12 protein-coding genes and 1 pseudogene are annotated in these 17,819 nt (G+C 41.4%); all 13 read left to right on the top strand.

Annotated elements, in window-relative coordinates:
• Positions 1–115 precede the first annotated feature (115 nt).
• Positions 116–754 (top strand): class II aldolase/adducin family protein, encoded by a 639-nt coding sequence (locus KFO40_RS16640; RefSeq protein ID WP_117684283.1) that lies wholly within the window; start codon positions 116–118, stop codon positions 752–754.
• A 17-nt stretch (positions 755–771) separates the two neighbouring features.
• Positions 772–2,202 (top strand): rhamnulokinase, encoded by a 1,431-nt coding sequence (locus KFO40_RS16635; protein ID WP_117684282.1) that lies wholly within the window; start codon positions 772–774, stop codon positions 2,200–2,202.
• Between the two features lie 6 nt (positions 2,203–2,208).
• Positions 2,209–2,601, top strand: a complete 393-nt coding sequence (locus KFO40_RS16630) for an L-rhamnose mutarotase (RefSeq protein ID WP_004313194.1) — start codon at positions 2,209–2,211, stop codon at positions 2,599–2,601.
• An 18-nt stretch (positions 2,602–2,619) separates the two neighbouring features.
• Positions 2,620–3,930 (top strand): L-fucose:H+ symporter permease, encoded by a 1,311-nt coding sequence (gene fucP, locus KFO40_RS16625; RefSeq protein ID WP_117684280.1) that lies wholly within the window; start codon positions 2,620–2,622, stop codon positions 3,928–3,930.
• Between the two features lie 193 nt (positions 3,931–4,123).
• Entirely contained in the window at positions 4,124–4,678 is a 555-nt protein-coding gene (locus tag KFO40_RS16620; RefSeq protein ID WP_049702543.1) for an RNA polymerase sigma-70 factor, read from the top strand.
• Between the two features lie 53 nt (positions 4,679–4,731).
• Positions 4,732–5,718, top strand: a complete 987-nt coding sequence (locus KFO40_RS16615; protein ID WP_049702542.1) for a FecR family protein — start codon at positions 4,732–4,734, stop codon at positions 5,716–5,718.
• A gap of 193 nt (positions 5,719–5,911) precedes the next feature.
• Positions 5,912–9,256: a TonB-dependent receptor gene (locus KFO40_RS16610; protein ID WP_211146607.1), complete on the top strand. Its 3,345-nt coding sequence runs from the start codon at positions 5,912–5,914 to the stop codon at positions 9,254–9,256.
• A gap of 21 nt (positions 9,257–9,277) precedes the next feature.
• On the top strand, positions 9,278–10,879 hold the full coding sequence (locus KFO40_RS16605) for a RagB/SusD family nutrient uptake outer membrane protein (RefSeq protein ID WP_211146606.1): 1,602 nt from the start codon (positions 9,278–9,280) through the stop codon (positions 10,877–10,879).
• 43 nt (positions 10,880–10,922) lie between these two features.
• Entirely contained in the window at positions 10,923–11,870 is a 948-nt protein-coding gene (locus KFO40_RS16600; RefSeq protein WP_211146605.1) for a glycoside hydrolase family 18, read from the top strand.
• 12 nt (positions 11,871–11,882) lie between these two features.
• The gene (locus KFO40_RS16595; RefSeq protein ID WP_211146604.1) at positions 11,883–13,604 is read left to right on the top strand and encodes a glycosyl hydrolase family 18 protein; all 1,722 of its coding nucleotides are present in this window, start codon (positions 11,883–11,885) and stop codon (positions 13,602–13,604) included.
• 49 nt (positions 13,605–13,653) lie between these two features.
• Entirely contained in the window at positions 13,654–14,907 is a 1,254-nt protein-coding gene (locus KFO40_RS16590; protein ID WP_151935338.1) for a DUF1735 and LamG domain-containing protein, read from the top strand.
• A gap of 242 nt (positions 14,908–15,149) precedes the next feature.
• Positions 15,150–16,046, top strand: coding sequence for an Rpn family recombination-promoting nuclease/putative transposase (locus tag KFO40_RS16585; RefSeq protein ID WP_118407786.1), 897 nt, complete (start codon positions 15,150–15,152; stop codon positions 16,044–16,046).
• An 881-nt stretch (positions 16,047–16,927) separates the two neighbouring features.
• Positions 16,928–17,803: pseudogene (locus KFO40_RS16580) on the top strand (helix-turn-helix domain-containing protein); the annotation flags it as partial.
• Between the last annotated feature and the right edge of the window lie 16 nt (positions 17,804–17,819).

The raw sequence follows: 17,819 nt of genomic DNA, 5'->3' as shown, positions 1-17,819 counted from the left end.
TTCAATAAATAGCTATAAATAATTCTATTAGCGCAGACCTTATGTTCTTTTGTTCTTATGTCTAAATAAAAGCAATTTCGACTCACTTAATTCTAATTTTTTTATCTTTGCAATTATGATTACCAACGAACATATCGAACAGTTCATCGAACAAGCACACCGTTACGGAGATGCAAAGTTAATGCTTTGCAGCAGCGGTAACCTTTCCTGGAGAATCGGCGAAGAAGCATTGATTTCCGGTACGGGTTCCTGGGTTCCCACACTTGGCAAAGAGAAAGTATCTATCTGCCATATTGCCAACGGCACTCCTACCAATGGTGTAAAACCTTCTATGGAAAGTACATTCCATTTAGGGATTCTCCGCGAACGTCCGGACGTCAATGTTGTTCTCCACTTTCAATCGGAATATGCCACGGCTGTCTCCTGCATGAAGAACAAACCGACAAACTTCAATGTAACAGCAGAAATTCCCTGTCATGTAGGTTCGGAAATACCTGTGATTCCGTATTATCGTCCCGGCTCACCGGAACTGGCAAAAGCCGTGGTAGAAGCCATGCTAAAGCATAACTCGGTTTTACTGACCAACCACGGGCAAGTGGTATGCGGAAAAGACTTCGATCAAGTATACGAACGGGCTACCTTCTTTGAAATGGCTTGCCGCATCATCGTTCAATCCGGCGGTGATTATTCAGTACTCACACCGGCAGAAATTGAAGACCTGGAAATCTACGTATTAGGAAAGAAAACCAACTAATATCCGGGCAATATACCATGAAAGATACCATCAAACACACTTATTTAGCAGCAGACTTCGGAGGCGGAAGTGGACGGATTATCGCCGGCTTCCTTCACCATGGCAAACTGGAGTTGGAAGAGGTATACCGCTTCTCCAACCGGCAGGTCAAACTAGGAAATCATATCTACTGGAATTTCCCGGCCCTGTTCGAAGATATGAAGACCGGACTGAAACTGGCTGCACAAAAAGGATATGCCGTAAAAAGTATTGGTATTGACACCTGGGGAGTGGATTTCGGACTGATTGACAAACATGGAAACCTGTTAGGAAATCCAGTCTGTTATCGGGATGCAAGAACAGAAGGAATACCGGAAGAAGTATTCAAGCTATTGGATGAACGCCAACACTATGCCGACACCGGTATTCAGGTGATGGCTATCAATACGCTGTTTCAACTTTACAGCATGAAACAGCATCAAGATGCACAGTTGAAAGTTGCCCGGCAACTGTTATTCATGCCCGACCTCTTCAGCTATTTCCTGACAGGAGTAGCCAATAATGAATATTGCATTGCCTCCACCTCCGAATTACTCGATGCCCAATCGCGGAACTGGTCAGTGGATACCATACGCGCCTTAGGTCTTCCCGAACATCTGTTCGGCGAGATTATTCTCCCCGGAACAATCAGGGGGACTCTGAAAGAGGATATTGCCCGCGAAACGGGACTGGGTATCGTAGACGTTATTGCTGTCGGCTCACACGACACAGCCAGTGCCGTCGCCGCTGTTCCTGCCGTAGAAAATCCTATCGCTTTCCTTAGTTCCGGCACTTGGTCACTACTGGGAGTGGAAGTGGATGAACCCATATTGACGGAAGAAGCAAGAAAAGCTCAATTCACCAATGAAGGAGGCGTAGACGGCAAAATCCGTTTCCTACAGAATATAACAGGATTATGGATTTTGCAACGCTTGATGAGTGAATGGAAAGCATGTGGCGAAGAACAAAATTATGATATAATCATCCCGCAAGCTGCCGAAGCACAGATTGCGACCATTATCCCTGTGGATGACGCAACATTCATGAATCCGGAAAATATGGAAAACGCTCTTATTCATTATTGTCGGCATCATGCTTTGCAAGTGCCGAAAAACAAAGCAGAAACCGTGCGATGTGTACTCCAGTCATTAGCTTTCAAATATCGGCAGGCGGTGGAACAGCTCAACCGTTGTCTCCCCTCTCCGATCCGTCAGCTAAACATCATCGGCGGAGGATCACAAAACCAATTACTCAACCAACTGACAGCTGACGAACTCGGTATTCCCGTTTATGCAGGTCCGGTAGAAGCTACTGCAATGGGAAACATTCTGACACAGGCTATGGCAAAAGGAGAAATAGCCGATCTCCGTGAATTGAGAGAGATTGTAACTCGTAGCGTTACCCCACAAGTATATTACCCTAAAAAATAAAAGTATATGGAAACACCCAAAACCGGTTATCAGGTTCAATCTTATGACGTTCCCGTCAAACGATATTGCCAAACCCTCGATTTACGCGATTCTCCGGAACTGATCGCTGAATATCGGAAAAGACATAGCCAGGCGGAAGCATGGCCCGAAATCCTAGCCGGGATCCGGGAAGTCGGTATTCTGGAAATGGAAATTTATATCTTGGGAACACGACTGTTTATGATTGTCGAAACTCCCCTTGATTTTGACTGGGACACAGCAATGGAACGCCTGAACACGCTTCCCCGCCAACAGGAGTGGGAAGAATATATGGCCATCTTCCAACAAGCCGCTCCCGGAATGAGTTCCGCAGAGAAATGGAAACCGATGGAGAGAATGTTCCATTTGTATAACACTTAAAAAATACCAGAAACAACCATGAAATACCCCAAACAGTCCATCCTCTCGAAAGATGGCATCAGTTATCTTATACCTTTTGTTCTCATTACCTCATGTTTTGCATTATGGGGATTTGCCAATGATATTACCAATCCGATGGTAAAGGCATTCTCCAAGATTTTCCGGATGAGTGCTACCGACGGAGCATTGGTACAGGTTGCCTTCTATGGAGGGTACTTTGCAATGGCTTTCCCGGCTGCCATATTCATCCGCAAATATTCCTACAAAGCCGGTGTTTTGTTAGGACTGGGAATGTATGCTTTCGGAGCATTTTTATTCTTCCCCGCCAAAATGACGGGAGAATATTATCCGTTTTTGATTGCCTATTTCATCCTGACCTGCGGATTGTCCTTCCTCGAGACAAGCTGTAACCCGTATATTCTTTCTATGGGAACGGAAGAAACAGCTACCCGGCGTTTGAACCTTGCACAGTCTTTCAATCCGATGGGGTCACTTCTCGGAATGTATGTAGCCATGCAATTCATTCAAGCGAAATTGCATCCGATGTGTACTGAAGACCGCGCATTGCTTAACGACAGTGAATTTCAGGCGATCAAAGAAAGCGACCTTAGTGTTCTGATTGCTCCTTATCTTATCATCGGACTGGTTATCGTAGCGATGTTGCTTCTGATACGATTCGTCAAGATGCCGAAAAACGGAGATCAGAATCATAGAATAGATTTCTTTCCTACACTGAAACGCATTTTTACCCAAACACGTTATCGTGAAGGGGTAATTGCTCAATTCTTCTATGTAGGCGCGCAAATTATGTGCTGGACATTTATCATTCAGTATGGAACCCGTTTATTCATGTCGCAAGGTATGGACGAGAAAAGTGCGGAAGTGTTATCACAGCAATATAATATTGTGGCAATGGTGATATTCTGTATCAGCCGTTTCATCTGTACATTCATTCTGCGCTATCTCAATGCAGGCAAATTATTGATGATTCTCGCTATCTTCGGAGGTGTTTTCACTCTAGGAACTATCTTCCTCCAGAATATCTTCGGACTTTACTGTCTAGTAGCAGTTTCCGCCTGTATGTCACTAATGTTCCCCACCATCTACGGTATTGCCTTGAAAGGCATGGGAGATGATGCTAAGTTTGGAGCTGCAGGCCTTATTATGGCTATCTTGGGAGGCTCTGTTCTTCCACCGCTACAGGCAAGTATCATTGACCTGAAACAAATAGCCTGGTTGCCGGCTGTCAATGTTTCATTCATTCTACCCTTCATCTGCTTCCTTGTAATCATCGGTTATGGTTACCGTACAGTGAAAAGAAACTGGTAAAAAACAAACTTAAAAATAGTGACGCTATCCCATCATGATACCGTCACCATCCCACCCATATAGTGACGGTATCCGCAGCGGATAGCGTCACTATTTTTATTTATCTTTTTTTCATAAACAATTCCCATTTTCTTCGCGTCTTAATTTTATTTGCCTACATTTGCCATTCGATTTCCAATAATTTGTTAACTCAATGACCACAAGCCAAGACAACATATTACTAGCAAAACAATTCGGAATGATATTCACAGAGTATTATTCGGTAGTAAAATATTTCGCTTTTATGTTGCTTAAATCCGAAGAAGACGCAGAAGATATTGCTCAAGACGTTTTCACGAAATTATGGACCCAGCCCGAAATATGGACAAAAGTACCCAATTTAAAACCCTATGTCTATACTCTTACCAAAAGCACGACCCTCAATTTTATCAAACACAAAAAGATAGAATTAGCCTATCAGGAGAAAGTGATAGAAAAAAGCCTTATTGAGGAACTTTCTCAAACAGAAGATCCTCTCAATGCCATATACTATAAAGAAGTTAAACTTATCATCCAATTAACCCTCGACCGTCTTCCCGAACAACGCAGAAAGATTTTTGAGATGAGCCGTTTCGAAAATATGAGCAATAACGAAATCGCTGAAAAGCTGAACATTTCAGTCCGAACAGTAGAGCATCATATCTATTTAACTCTACTTGAAATGAAAAAAATATCTTTTTTGTTTTTTTTCGCACTTTTCCTTAAGTAGTCTGTCTTAGTTAATTGAGGTATTAATGTAACAGATCTAATTAATATCTCAAAATGAAGAATTATTTTCAGAAAATACTAGCCTTATTTACCGGAAATGACTATCCGGGATCTACCCGACAGGAATTCTACAAATGGTTGGTAGACGAAGAACATGTTTCCGAAAAGGATGAAGCATTACAAACTCTGTGGGAAGAAGGATACAAATCAGGAACAGCTCCTAACTTGCATCAATCATACGAGCTATTAAGAAGAAATGCAGGCATTCCTTCCGTACGAGAAGAACGGAGAATCCGCCCGATCCATATCTGGCAAATAGCCGCTGCCGTATTCTTTATAGTAGCAGCTTCTTCCATCTATCTTTCTACCATAGGAAAAAAGGTGGAACCCAATTTATTGCAGCAATATATTCCGACAGCAGAGGTACATACTCTCACCTTGCCTGACGGAACCAAAGTACAACTGAACTCACAAAGCACCCTTTTATATCCACAGGAATTTACTGGTAAAGACCGTAGCGTATTTCTGATTGGTGAAGCCAATTTCAAAGTGAAACCGAACAAGAAGCATCCGTTTATCGTCAAGTCGAACGATTTTCAGGTAACAGCACTCGGAACGGAATTTAACGTAGCTGCATACCCCGAGAATCCGATCATAGCGGCAACCTTGATTTCAGGAAGTGTACTCGTTGAATATAATGATTTGAATTCTCAAATGATTCTGAAACCAAACGAGCAATTGGCCTATCATAAACACACCCGACAATACCATCTGGACACTCCCGATATGAATGACATCACAGCCTGGCAACGTGGCGAACTGGTATTCAGAGAAATGAATGTAAAAGAGATTATAACTATATTAGAACGTAAATATCCATATACCTTTGAGTATCGCCTGAAGAATCTGAAAGAAGATAAATACAGCTTCCGTTTTAAAGATAAAGCACCGCTGTCCGAAGTTATGGATGTAATAGTAAATGTAGTAGGTCAGATGGATTATAAAATACAAGGTGACTGCTGCTATTTAATCCCCAAATAGAAAAATATCCTGATAACAGGAAAAGAACAGATAACAATATTACTCATTTAGTTAACCTTATACGCCCATGCAAAAAAGTATCCGGAACAGAGGGCGAACTCTATCCCGGATATGAAATCAAATTTCTCAATATTAGAGTTCTACTCTATTAATCACCGTGAAATAATTTAGTTTATAACCTAATACTAAGAAAATGCTACAAATTTATGAATTTATAGTAGACCATACAGCAAAGGGAAGAAGTTTTTTACTTTTTTTCTGCTTGTTGCTCATTACAACAAGCTCCTTTGCGCAAACAGATGCCTCAATCACCATTCAAAAGAAAAATATATCTGTCATTGAAGCACTTAAAGAAGTAGAAAAACAATCCGGCCTATCTGTAGGTTACAACGACTCCCAATTAAAGAACAAGCCTGTATTAAATCTTGATCTTAGAGCTGTAACAGTAGAGAACGCCCTTACACAAATTCTCAAAGACAGTGGATTCACTTATGAGTTCAAAGGGAAATATATAATGATTGTTCCTGACAAAAAAACAGAAGTAAATCCAATTAAGAATGTGACTGGAAAAGTTGTTGATGAGAATAATGAACCTCTAATTGGAGTTAATATCAAAGTGGAAGGAAACTCCGAAGGAGCTATCACCGACATAGATGGCAATTTCACAATCGTGGTCCGCCAAGGTAATATATTAAGCTTTACCTATGTGGGATATACGTCCAAAACTGTGAGAATAACAGATAAAAACATCTATGCAGTAAAATTAGTAAGCGACACGAAACAACTCAACGAAGTAGTCGTGACTGCCCTCGGTATCAAGCGCGAGCAGAAAGCTTTGAGCTACAATGTGCAACAGGTGAAATCGGATCAACTGACAGAAATTAAAGACGCTAACTTCATCAACAGCCTGAATGGCAAAGTGGCAGGTGTCAATATCAACAGCAGTTCTTCCGGTGTAGGTGGAGCCAGCAAAGTGATAATGCGCGGTACGAAGTCTATTGAGCAATCCAGCAATGCCCTGTATGTGATTGACGGCATCCCGATGTTTAATTTCGGTGGTGGCGGCGGTACGGAAAACGGTTCCCAGGGAGTTACCGAAAGCATTGCCGACATCAACCCGGACGATATTGAAAGCATCTCGGTCTTGACAGGAGCGGCAGCCGCCGCACTATACGGAAGTAACGCTGCCAACGGAGCTATCGTCATCAACACGAAACGGGGTAAAGTAGGCAAAATGCAGGTTTCTGTATCTAGTAACACTGATTTTTCTAAGCCATTTGTGATGCCGCGCTTTCAGAACCGTTATGGTACAGGCAGTAAAGGAAAATCGGACGGTTCTTCTACAAATTTGAGTTGGGGACCGTTACTGAACGATGCATCCCGCAGGGGGTACGAACCACGTGACTTTTTCGACACAGGAATGACTTATACCAATTCCGTCACCTTATCGACAGGTACAGAAAAGAACCAGACCTTCTTTTCCGCAGCCGCAGTAAACTCGGAGGGGATTGTACCGAATAACCGCTACAACCGTTTTAATTTTACTTTCCGTAATACTACTTCATTCCTGAATGATAAACTGAAACTAGACATCGGAGCGAGCTATATTATTCAGAATGATCGCAACATGACTAATCAAGGCGCTTACTCAAACCCGATAGTTCCTGTTTACCTGTTTCCGCGTGGAGACGATTTCAACTTGATAAAAGTATTCGAACGTTGGGACCCGGCCCGCAAGATCAAGACCATGTACTGGCCACAAGGCGAAGGAGACCTGCGTATGCAAAACCCTTATTGGATAGCATATCGTAATCTACGGACCAACAATAAGAAGCGTTACATGCTGTCCGCCTCGTTAAGCTACGACATCACGGACTGGCTGAACGTCTCGGGACGTGTCCGGGTAGATAACTCCAATACCAAATATGAGCAAAAGCTGTACGCCAGTTCGAATACTACTCTCACTGAAGGTAGTACCCAAGGATTCTACGCCATTGCCAAGCCGGATGAATCACAAGTGTACGCCGATGTACTGGCAAACATCAATAAACGCTTTGGGGACTACTCACTTGTGGTGAATGTCGGAGCGAGCATCGTGGATAATAAGTATGACGAACTTAGCTATCGCGGACCGATACGTGACAATGGTATTCCTAATGTGTTTAATGTCTTCGATCTCGATAATACACAGAAGAAAGCTCGTCAGGATGAATGGGAGGAACAAACTCAATCCATTTTCGCGAGTGCGGAACTGGGTTGGAAAAGTATGCTCTACCTTACGTTGACCGGACGTAACGACTGGGCATCACAACTGGCAAACTCATCTTCCACCTGTTTCTTTTATCCGTCTGTGGGGCTTTCGGCGATCATCTCCGAAATGGTAAAACTACCTTCCGCAATTGATTACCTGAAAGTACGCGGTTCATTCAGTTCAGTCGGTATGCCCTACCCACGTAACCTGACTTCGCCTACCTTTGAGTACGATGAAACAACACAGACGTGGAAACCCAAAACGCATTATCCTATCGGTGACCTCAAGCCAGAGCGAACCAATTCATGGGAATTAGGACTGGACATGCGTCTCTTCAAGGACTTCAACCTTGGCGTGTCATGGTATCTGGCTAACACGTTCAACCAGACATTCGACCCGAAAATCTCCGTATCCTCCGGTTACACCACTATATATTTGCAAACAGGATATGTACGTAACCAAGGAGTTGAACTCTCTCTTGGTTATGGACACACATGGAAAAAAGACTTCCGCTGGCAAACGAACTTTACGCTCAGCCACAATAAAAACAAAATTATCGAACTGGTAAAGGATTACATACACCCGGAAACCGGTGAGCCTATCAATAAAGACCGGTTGGACGTAGGCGGACTTGGAAAGGCACGATTCATCCTGAAAACAGGAGGGTCACTCGGTGACCTCTACACTCAAGCCGACCTGAAACGGGATGATAACGGAATGGTGGAAATTTCCCCTGCAGGAGCATTGATAACAGTCAATAACCAACCTGATATCAAGTTGGGAAGCGTCTTCCCCAAATGTAACCTGGCATGGAGCAATCAATTCTCATGGAAAGGATTTAATGTCAGTGCTCTTCTCACAGCACGTATCGGCGGTATCGTTTATTCTGCCACAGCAGCGGCCATGGACCAGTATGGTGTGTCCGAAAGTTCGGCAATTACGCGGGACAACGGCGGTGTATTGATAAACGGACGTAATTTGGTGGACGCACAGACATGGTTCACTGCCATTGGTTCCCAACTGGGATTGCCACAATATTATACCTACAGCGCCACCAATGTACGCCTACAGGAAGCAGCTATAGGATATACTCTCCCCCGCAAATGGCTACATGATATATGTGACATACAGGTATCTGTCGTAGGACGTAACCTCTGTATGATATATAACAAAGCTCCCTTCGACCCCGAAGCCGTTGCCACAACAGGCAATTATTATCAGGGAATCGACTACTTTATGCTACCGAGTACACGCAATATCGGTTTTAACGTGAAAATCAACTTTTAACGGATAAAAAAAATAGTAATTATGAAACATACTACATCTATTATAAAGTTGTTCTCACTTGCACTGTTTGTTCTTATCGGAACTGCGTGTATTGACAACTTTGACAAGATCAACCAGAAAGATTATCAAGTAGACAAGGAAGAGTTAGGGCGTGAAGGATATAACGTAGGTGCCAGTCTTAAAGGATTACAAGGATTGGTCATTCCTACTGAAGAGCATCTTTACCAATTTGTCGAAGCACTAGGGGCAGGAGCATTTGCCGGATATATTGGCTGTACAGTAGAATGGAGTGCTAAATTTGAAACATACAATCCGCCTTCCGACTGGTTAGAAGCTCCTTTCTCCGATTTTATAACACGTGCTTACCCGTTCTATCGTGACTTGCTCGACGAAACAGAAGATCCAGTCGCGTTAGCATTAGGAAAACTACTGCGTGTTACCATCATGCACCGGGTGACAGACATGTATGGTCCTATTCCTTATTCTAAAATCATATCTAAGACCGGCGAAGTTTCTCTTACCGTACCATACGATTCACAGGAAGAGGTATATAAGCAAATGTTCAAAGAATTAGACGAAGTGAGTGATGTTCTTAAAGAAAACCTTAATTTGAGCGCAGAAGCCTTCCGAAAATTTGATGATGTCTATCAGGGGGATCTCTCCAAATGGCTTAAATTCACTAACTCTCTCAAGTTACGTATGGCAATGCGTTTGACTTATGTACCGGAGATGAAAGAAGAAGCCCGGCGAATAGCCGAAGAGGCTGTAACCGCAGGTGTCATTACCCAAAATGCAGACAATGCCTTCTTGAAAGTAGAGGAGAATCGTTCGGCAATGGTGTTCAACAACTGGAATGACCAGCGTGTGGGCGGTGATATCATCTCATACATGAACGGTTATAAGGACCCGAGACGGGAGAAAATGTTTACTACGGTTAAGGTTACTGACCAGGAAACATGGATGGAAGTGGATGGATATGCCGGAATACGCATCGGTATTGATGTGGTCAGTAAAGATGAAATGATAGGAGCATACAGTAAGCCAATCATCACAAGCGCCAGCCCCTATATGTGGATGAATGCCGCAGAAATCACTTTCTTACGTGCCGAAGGTGCCCTGCGCGGCTGGAATATGGGAGGTGAAGCCAAAGATTTGTATAACCAAGCCATAGTTTTGTCCTTTGAACAATACGGAGCGACGGGTGCAGATGCATATACCGCAAATACAACCGATATGCCGCAGGCATATGACGACCCCAAGTATGAATATACAGATTATGAAGGTCCGCGCAGTACTATTACTATTGCCTGGGAAGAAGGAGATAATTATTTTGAGCGGAACCTTGAACGTATCATCACTCAAAAGTGGATTGCAAATTTCCCTTTGGGAGTGGAAGCATGGAGCGAGTACCGGCGCACGGGATATCCGCATCTGTTACCCGTAATAAAGAATAAAAGCGGTGGTGCCATTGATACCGATCACATGATACGCCGATTATGGTACCCTCCTATCGAGTACTCCGAGAATCTTTCTAATATAAAACTGGCGATAGGCATATTAGGAGGCCCTGACAACGGAGGCACACGGTTGTGGTGGGATAAGAAACCTTATGCCAATCCATGAGAAATGAATGAGTATGATTAATACGAATGAAAAATAAGAAAAAATGAAAGCAATAATATATAACATATTTACCTGCACTCTATTACTCTTAGCGTGCGTTCTGCCTACGGCATGTAGTGACTGGAACGAACCGGAGCCGGTAGATGTGAACATAAATAGTCCAAAAGACCAGAATCCGGAACTTTGGGCAAGCTACATGCAGGTATTGAATACCTACAAGCAAAGTGAGCATTATATAGCTTATACGCGATTTGACAATTCTCCGGAGAAACCTGTAAATGAAGGAAGTTACCTTCGTTCATTGCCTGACTCACTGGACATTGTTGCCTTATGCAATCCAGGCAATATCAGCGATAATGACCGTGAAGACATTCCTCTATTACGTGAAAAGAGTACCCGGGTAATCTATCTTGTAGATTATGCTGCACAGGCAGCTACCTTTACTGATGCCGCTGCTTTGGGAACTTGGCTTGATAAAGCTGTTGCCGCAGCCACAGAATTGAACCTGGATGGTTTTGCCTTTACAGGCGTCCGTCTATATAGCGGGACAGATGCTGAAATGGCAGCCCGTAAAGAGGCAGCACAGCTTATCGTCTCTAAGCTATCCGCAGCAACGGGTGGTGGAAAGTTATTAGTATTTGAAGGTAATCCCGACTTTATAGAGTCTGCCGACCTTGAAAAGCTAAACTACATAGTGTTAAATACGGCTGACCTCACTAATGTGAGCGAACTAAATCTAATGATTGCCGGATTACCGGATAGTAATATACTGCCTCGTGAAAAAGTTCTATTATCTGCCCGTATAGATGACCAAATAGTAGACGAAAAGAATGAAAAACAAAGTGCAGTGTCTCTGATGACAGATCGTGTAGCTGCAATGGGGCCTCTTGGGGGACTTGCCATTAACAACATCGGCAGCGATTACTATAGTGCGAAGATGAATTATGAAACTACTCGTACGGCCATTCAGCAGATGAATCCGTCGAAATAAAAACGTGCGATTATGAAAAAGGAATTTATCATATATATTCTGTTCCCGCTCCTGATACTAGCGGTTGGAATATCTGCTTGCACCGAAGATACTATTTTGGCGGATGCAGGTAAATTGCCGGATGAAACGACAATGGGAAGTATTGGCAGTACGCTGCGTAGCAATTCGTCCTTCTCCGGAAAAGCAGTTATTGAACTGACCAATGACAGCGAAGATGAAATAGTTGTCGATGAAATATTCTATCAGTTAAGCCGTCCTGCGACAAGTGATGTGAAGGTAACGGTCAAATTGGAAACCGAGATGAGTATGGAGTTTGAAGCTGAAATAAAGGCAGATAATGCGAAGATTGAAGCATTTAATGAAAGTATGGTTGCAGCACATTGGAGACAAAAACCCTTGTTAAAATCAGCAGTTTTCCCAAAAGAGAATGTAATCTCGGGAGAAGGCATCCTGACTATACCTGCTGGAAAGGAGAAGTCATCAAGTATCAAACTTACGCTTTCTACACATAATCTACCTGCAGATTATGATGCTTATGAGCTACTCTTTGCCATAGAGCAAACTAATGCAGACGGTGAAACAGAGAAGCAATATCTCAGATACAGAGTCAATGTACGCCAAAAAGCAGGTGAAATAATTTCCGTAGATGGAGGTGATATCGCAACATTGGATACCCGTTTCCTTTCTGTGTTCTATCTCAACACCTCTACTTATCAACCTATACTTGCTGATATTTTTATATATGTAAGAACTAATGTCGAAAGCCGAGAAACTGAGGCGTTTAGTTTGGGAAATATTGTCAACCTGCGTATTGCAACGGTAGGTTATGATAAAGAATCCGGTCACGCCATACTAACATTGAATAATGATCTACGCTATGTATTAGAGAATGCAGCCACTTATATCCGCCCTCTTCAAGATCACGAACGCAAAGTGTGTCTGTGTATTGAAGGCGGTGGTAAAGGCTTAGGCTTCTGTAATATGAATGATGCCCAGGTAGCAGACTTTACCAAACAAGTAAAAGATGCAATAGAGTATTACCAGTTAGATGGTGTGAACCTTTGGGACGTAGGTAGTGGATATGATAAAGCGGGAATGCCTCCAGTAAATACCACCTCATATCCCAAACTTATCAAAAGTTTGCGTGACGCAATGCCTGGTAAAGTGCTAACTTTAGTAGATAAAGACGAGCCTACTGCATCCTTCTATGATCCTGCTTTATGTGACGGTATAGAAGTGGGAAAATATATTGATTATGCATGGCATGGTTATATTTCAGAGGAAGAAGAAGTGCAGATTGTAGAACCGTGGGAAACCGAACACCCTTACAGCGACTATACTCGTAAACCCATAGCAGGACTGACAGTCGAACGCTATGGAAGCGTAAATGTACCACTTTATCCCAAAAGTGCTGGTGGAATATTAAACGCCTCAAAGAAAAAGGCAATAACTTGGAAAAAAGAAGAAAATCGAAAAAAGAACAATATTATCGTATTTGGTAGTGATATGATTAGTAATGAACAGAATGAGTATGAGTATGGTATGGAAAATGGATATCTATCTTTCATTGGAGCAATAGCAAAGGATGGTCTAGAGTGGGGTAAAAATCCACGCCCTCCATTCATAGAGGGAGAAAAAAATGGAGAATACCACTATGGTATATCTGAAACTGCAACAGATGGACATCGAGAAAAATTTCATTCAGGATATCGCTATCTTGCCAAAGATTGGTGAGAACTAGCGGTCGAGATCAATAAAAAGAAAAATATAAAAAGAGAATATTATGAAAACGAAACATATTCATCGAGACATTCCATTATTCGTCTCTTTTGCAGGTTCTGTCATAATCTTACTTCTGTTAGTAGCGGCATGTGACAACAAGGATTATAGTAAAGCGTCTCCTTTTGACAATGCCGTATATATAGATGTGGCAAAAGTGAAGGATGTAGCTAATTTCACATTTAATAATCTCAAACAGACAGGGCAGCAAGAGCTTTCTGCTGTGTTGGCATACCCTGCCGAACAAGATATTGATGTTAATTTTCAGGTAGATCCTTCGTTGATAGGTTATTATAACGCGCGTCTCGGCACCAATTATACAATGCTGGACGCTAAATATTATAAGTTTTCTACACAACATGTCGTCATCCCCAAAGGAGACGTAAATTCGGAAGTCGTAACGATCGGTTTCTCCGACCTCACGGATTTGGACATTGACACTAATTTCCTGCTACCTGTCACTATTCAGCAAGCGTCAGGAGGTATGGGATTATTGAAGGGATCAAAAACTATTTGTTACATAGTACGTCGTTCCAGTGCCATTACTACAGCAGTGAGCCTTTCAAACAACTACTTTGAAGTTCCCGGATTCGAAAAAGACAGCCCTACAGCTGATGTAGTAAATGGGCTAACACAACTAACCTTCGAAGCCATTATCCGGGTAAATAGATTCGATCCTAAAAATGAGATTTCAACTATAATGGGTATAGAGCAATACTGTTTGTTCCGTTTGGGCGATTCAGGATTCCCCAAACAGCAATTGCAGTTTGCCGCCAACGAGATTAAATTCCCCAAGGCAGACGAAGGAAAATTGTTGCAACCAAGCGAATGGTATCATGTAGCCGTGACTTATGACACCGAAGCAAAAACTGCCGCTATCTACGTGGATGGCAAACTGCAGAGTACTATTGAGGACTACGGAACTGGTGAGCCCATTAATTTGGGCAAGCAAACCCGAGGAAAGGACTTTATGTTTAAAATAGGACACTCCTATGGTGAGCCAGAGGATATGACTCGTCAATTAGATGGTGAAATCTGCGAAGTACGAATATGGAACGTGATACGCTCACAAGAAGAAATTTACAAAAATATGTATGATGTCGATCCTCAAACTACAGGTTTAAAAGCCTATTGGAAGTTTAATGAAGGCAAAGGGGATATAGCGAAAGACTATACAGAAAACGGTAATGATGCAAAAGCATATGCTAAAGCTATTTGGCCGGAAGGCATTGAAGTGACACAGAAAAATAAGGAATAATAACGACCTAAAATTTCAATCTAAAACGCTGCCACATTTTTACTCCTACTTTAAGTTACATAAAAGGGAATAGTAAAATGTGACAGCGTTAATAATTAACTCTCTACTATAGAATAATTTAAATTGCCCCTGATGAATTTGCCAAATATGCACAGATTCATTCACTGAAAATATAAAGTCAAAGAGTAGCCATTATCTAAAAAAAAGTCGTAGCTTTGCAATAACCTAAAAATTAAATTGATATGGAACAACAAGACAAATATATACGCTTTGACTGGGCTGTGAAAAGGCTTCTCCGCCAAAAGGCAAATTTCGGCGTACTGGAAGGTTTCTTGACTGTCCTTCTCGGTGAAAACGTGAAAATCATAGAGATATTGGAAAGTGAAAGCAACCAACAAACAATCGATGATAAATTCAACCGGGTAGATATTAAAGCCAGAAATAGTAAGGACGAAATCATTATTGTAGAGATCCAAAATACACGGGAGCTCTATTATCTGGAACGCATCTTGTACGGAGTGGCAAAAGCTATCACTGAACATATTTCTTTAGGAGAACGCTACTATGCGGTGAAAAAAATATACTCTATCAGTATTCTATACTTCGATATCGGTAAGGGAGAAGATTATTTGTATCATGGACAAAACCATTTTATCGGAGTACATACAGGAGACAGACTGGAAGTAACTACTAAAGAAAAAGACGCCATCGTCCATAAGATTCCGGCAGAAATCTTTCCGGAATATTTTCTAATTCGTGTGAATGAATTCGATAAAGTGGCCGTCACTCCATTGGAAGAATGGATTGAATACTTGAAAACTGGTTGCATTCGCCCCGATACAACAGCTCCCGGTCTGGAAGAAGCACGCCGGAAACTTATTTATTACAATATGTCCAAGGAAGAAAGACATGCCTACGACGAGCACCTTAGTGCCATCATGATACAAAATGATGTATTAGATGGAGCAAAACTGGAAGGGCGCATGGAAGGACGTATGGAGGGGCGTATGGAAGGACGCATGGAAGGACGCATGGAAGAACGGCTCGAAATTGCCAGCAATCTGAAATCACAGGGAGTAGACATAACAGCTATCCAAAAGGCTACCGGACTTTCATTGGAAGAAATTCAAAAGTTATAAATAACCAGATATTACACAATAATGCATATAATCTAGAGTCGCATAAGAAAATCATGCGACTCTTTTTTTATCCCCATTGAAGACATTACAATCCGATATTGATAATTCTTCAATCAGAAATAGAAATATCAAATGGAAAAACGGTACACCTCTTTCACTCTTTTGTCACCTCACAACAACACAATCCTAACAAACCATAATTATATGTCACCGTTTATCGCTATAAGAACACCAAACAATAACAAACGATTAGACAACATTCATAACATCATCCACTTGTTACAACTTATCATTATTTTTACTTCGCAGGAATAAATCGTACTTCCTTTCTACCCATATATGAGAAAATATAAAATGGTACTCATCGAGATATTTATCGATAGTACCGAATATGCCACACGCTCTCCCCCCACCTGTATTTTCATACAGTATATAAAACATTCAATAAACAAGAAATAGATCTATTATTGTCACTTGGAGGAAATTCACCATTTCCGAAAGAATGATTCAAACTGTTAGAATTCAGACTCTATATATAGACTTCACCTTCAACTATTCCCCCTCAAGATATAAATAATTACGAGTTTATATTTTGAGTTTATGAATGTACAACTATGAGATCATAGTTACAGTGAATTTCCTCTTTTATCCCCAACAAAGGAAATTGGTGTATCTCATCCAAGTGGCGCTATTAAAAACAAATTCATATGAAATATTCAATAACAACGTCGCCCCTCGTTCCTGTCATCATGGCTATAACTCTTATTTATCAATTAAACTTTATCCCACTGTTCATTGTAGGAGGATTTTCTATTTATTGTATTTACTTCTATATCATTCTTATACAAAAAGAAAAAAATCTTTCAAAAGGATATACACATAAAAGTATATCCAAATACACTCCCATACAAATCATAGCCAATCAGGAAGAAACAAAAATAGACTCTTTATTCTGTAAAAAGTCTCATAAAAGAAAGTCTGTTAAACCCACTGTACTACTTGCTGACAGCAATATCGATTTCAGATCTTACCTAGAAACGCGTTTATCTGATCATTTTATTGTAAAAAGCTTCGGAAACGGTCTGGAAGCCCTAACATACATAAAGGAAGAATATCCAGACATTGTAGTCTGTGACACCATGCTGCATGGTATGTACGGCAATGAGCTTTCATCAAGATTGAAAACGTCCTGTGAAACTTCAATCATTCCCATTATCCTCTACGGCTCATATCTGAATGGAAGACAACGCAATACCAGAGAAACTTCTTTGGCCGATGTCTTTATAAATACACCTTTTCATATAGAAGACTTAAAAATAGAGATGAACGTCCTGATTAAAAACAGCCGTTTTCTCCGAAAATCATTCCTGCAAAAAGTATTCGGAGAACAATTTCTAAAAATAGAAGAGGAGGAGGATACTTTGAGTGAAAAAAATTACATATTTATCAACCTTGTAAAGGATTTCATTCTAAAAAATATAGATCAGGAAAATTTGACTATAGATGAAGTCGCATCCGAATTGTGCATGAGCAGAACCACATTCTTTAATAAATGGAAATCGCTGACAGGAGAAGCACCTAAATATTTTATATACCGGATTCGTATGGAAAAAGCCCGTGAACTGTTGGAGAGTGGAAGATACTCTGTTAATGTGGTTCCGGAAATGATCGGATTGAGGAATCTGAAAAACTTCCGCCACAAATACAAAGAATATTTTGGAATAACGCCAAGCGAATCTATAATGAAAAAACAATAATATACAAAATCTGCTA

Origin of the sequence: Bacteroides sp. 1001302B_160321_D4 (assembly GCF_015667765.1) — a bacterium.
GTDB classification, from domain to species: Bacteria; Bacteroidota; Bacteroidia; order Bacteroidales; family Bacteroidaceae; genus Bacteroides; species Bacteroides xylanisolvens.
This window is presented reverse-complemented; position numbering and strand designations above follow the sequence as displayed.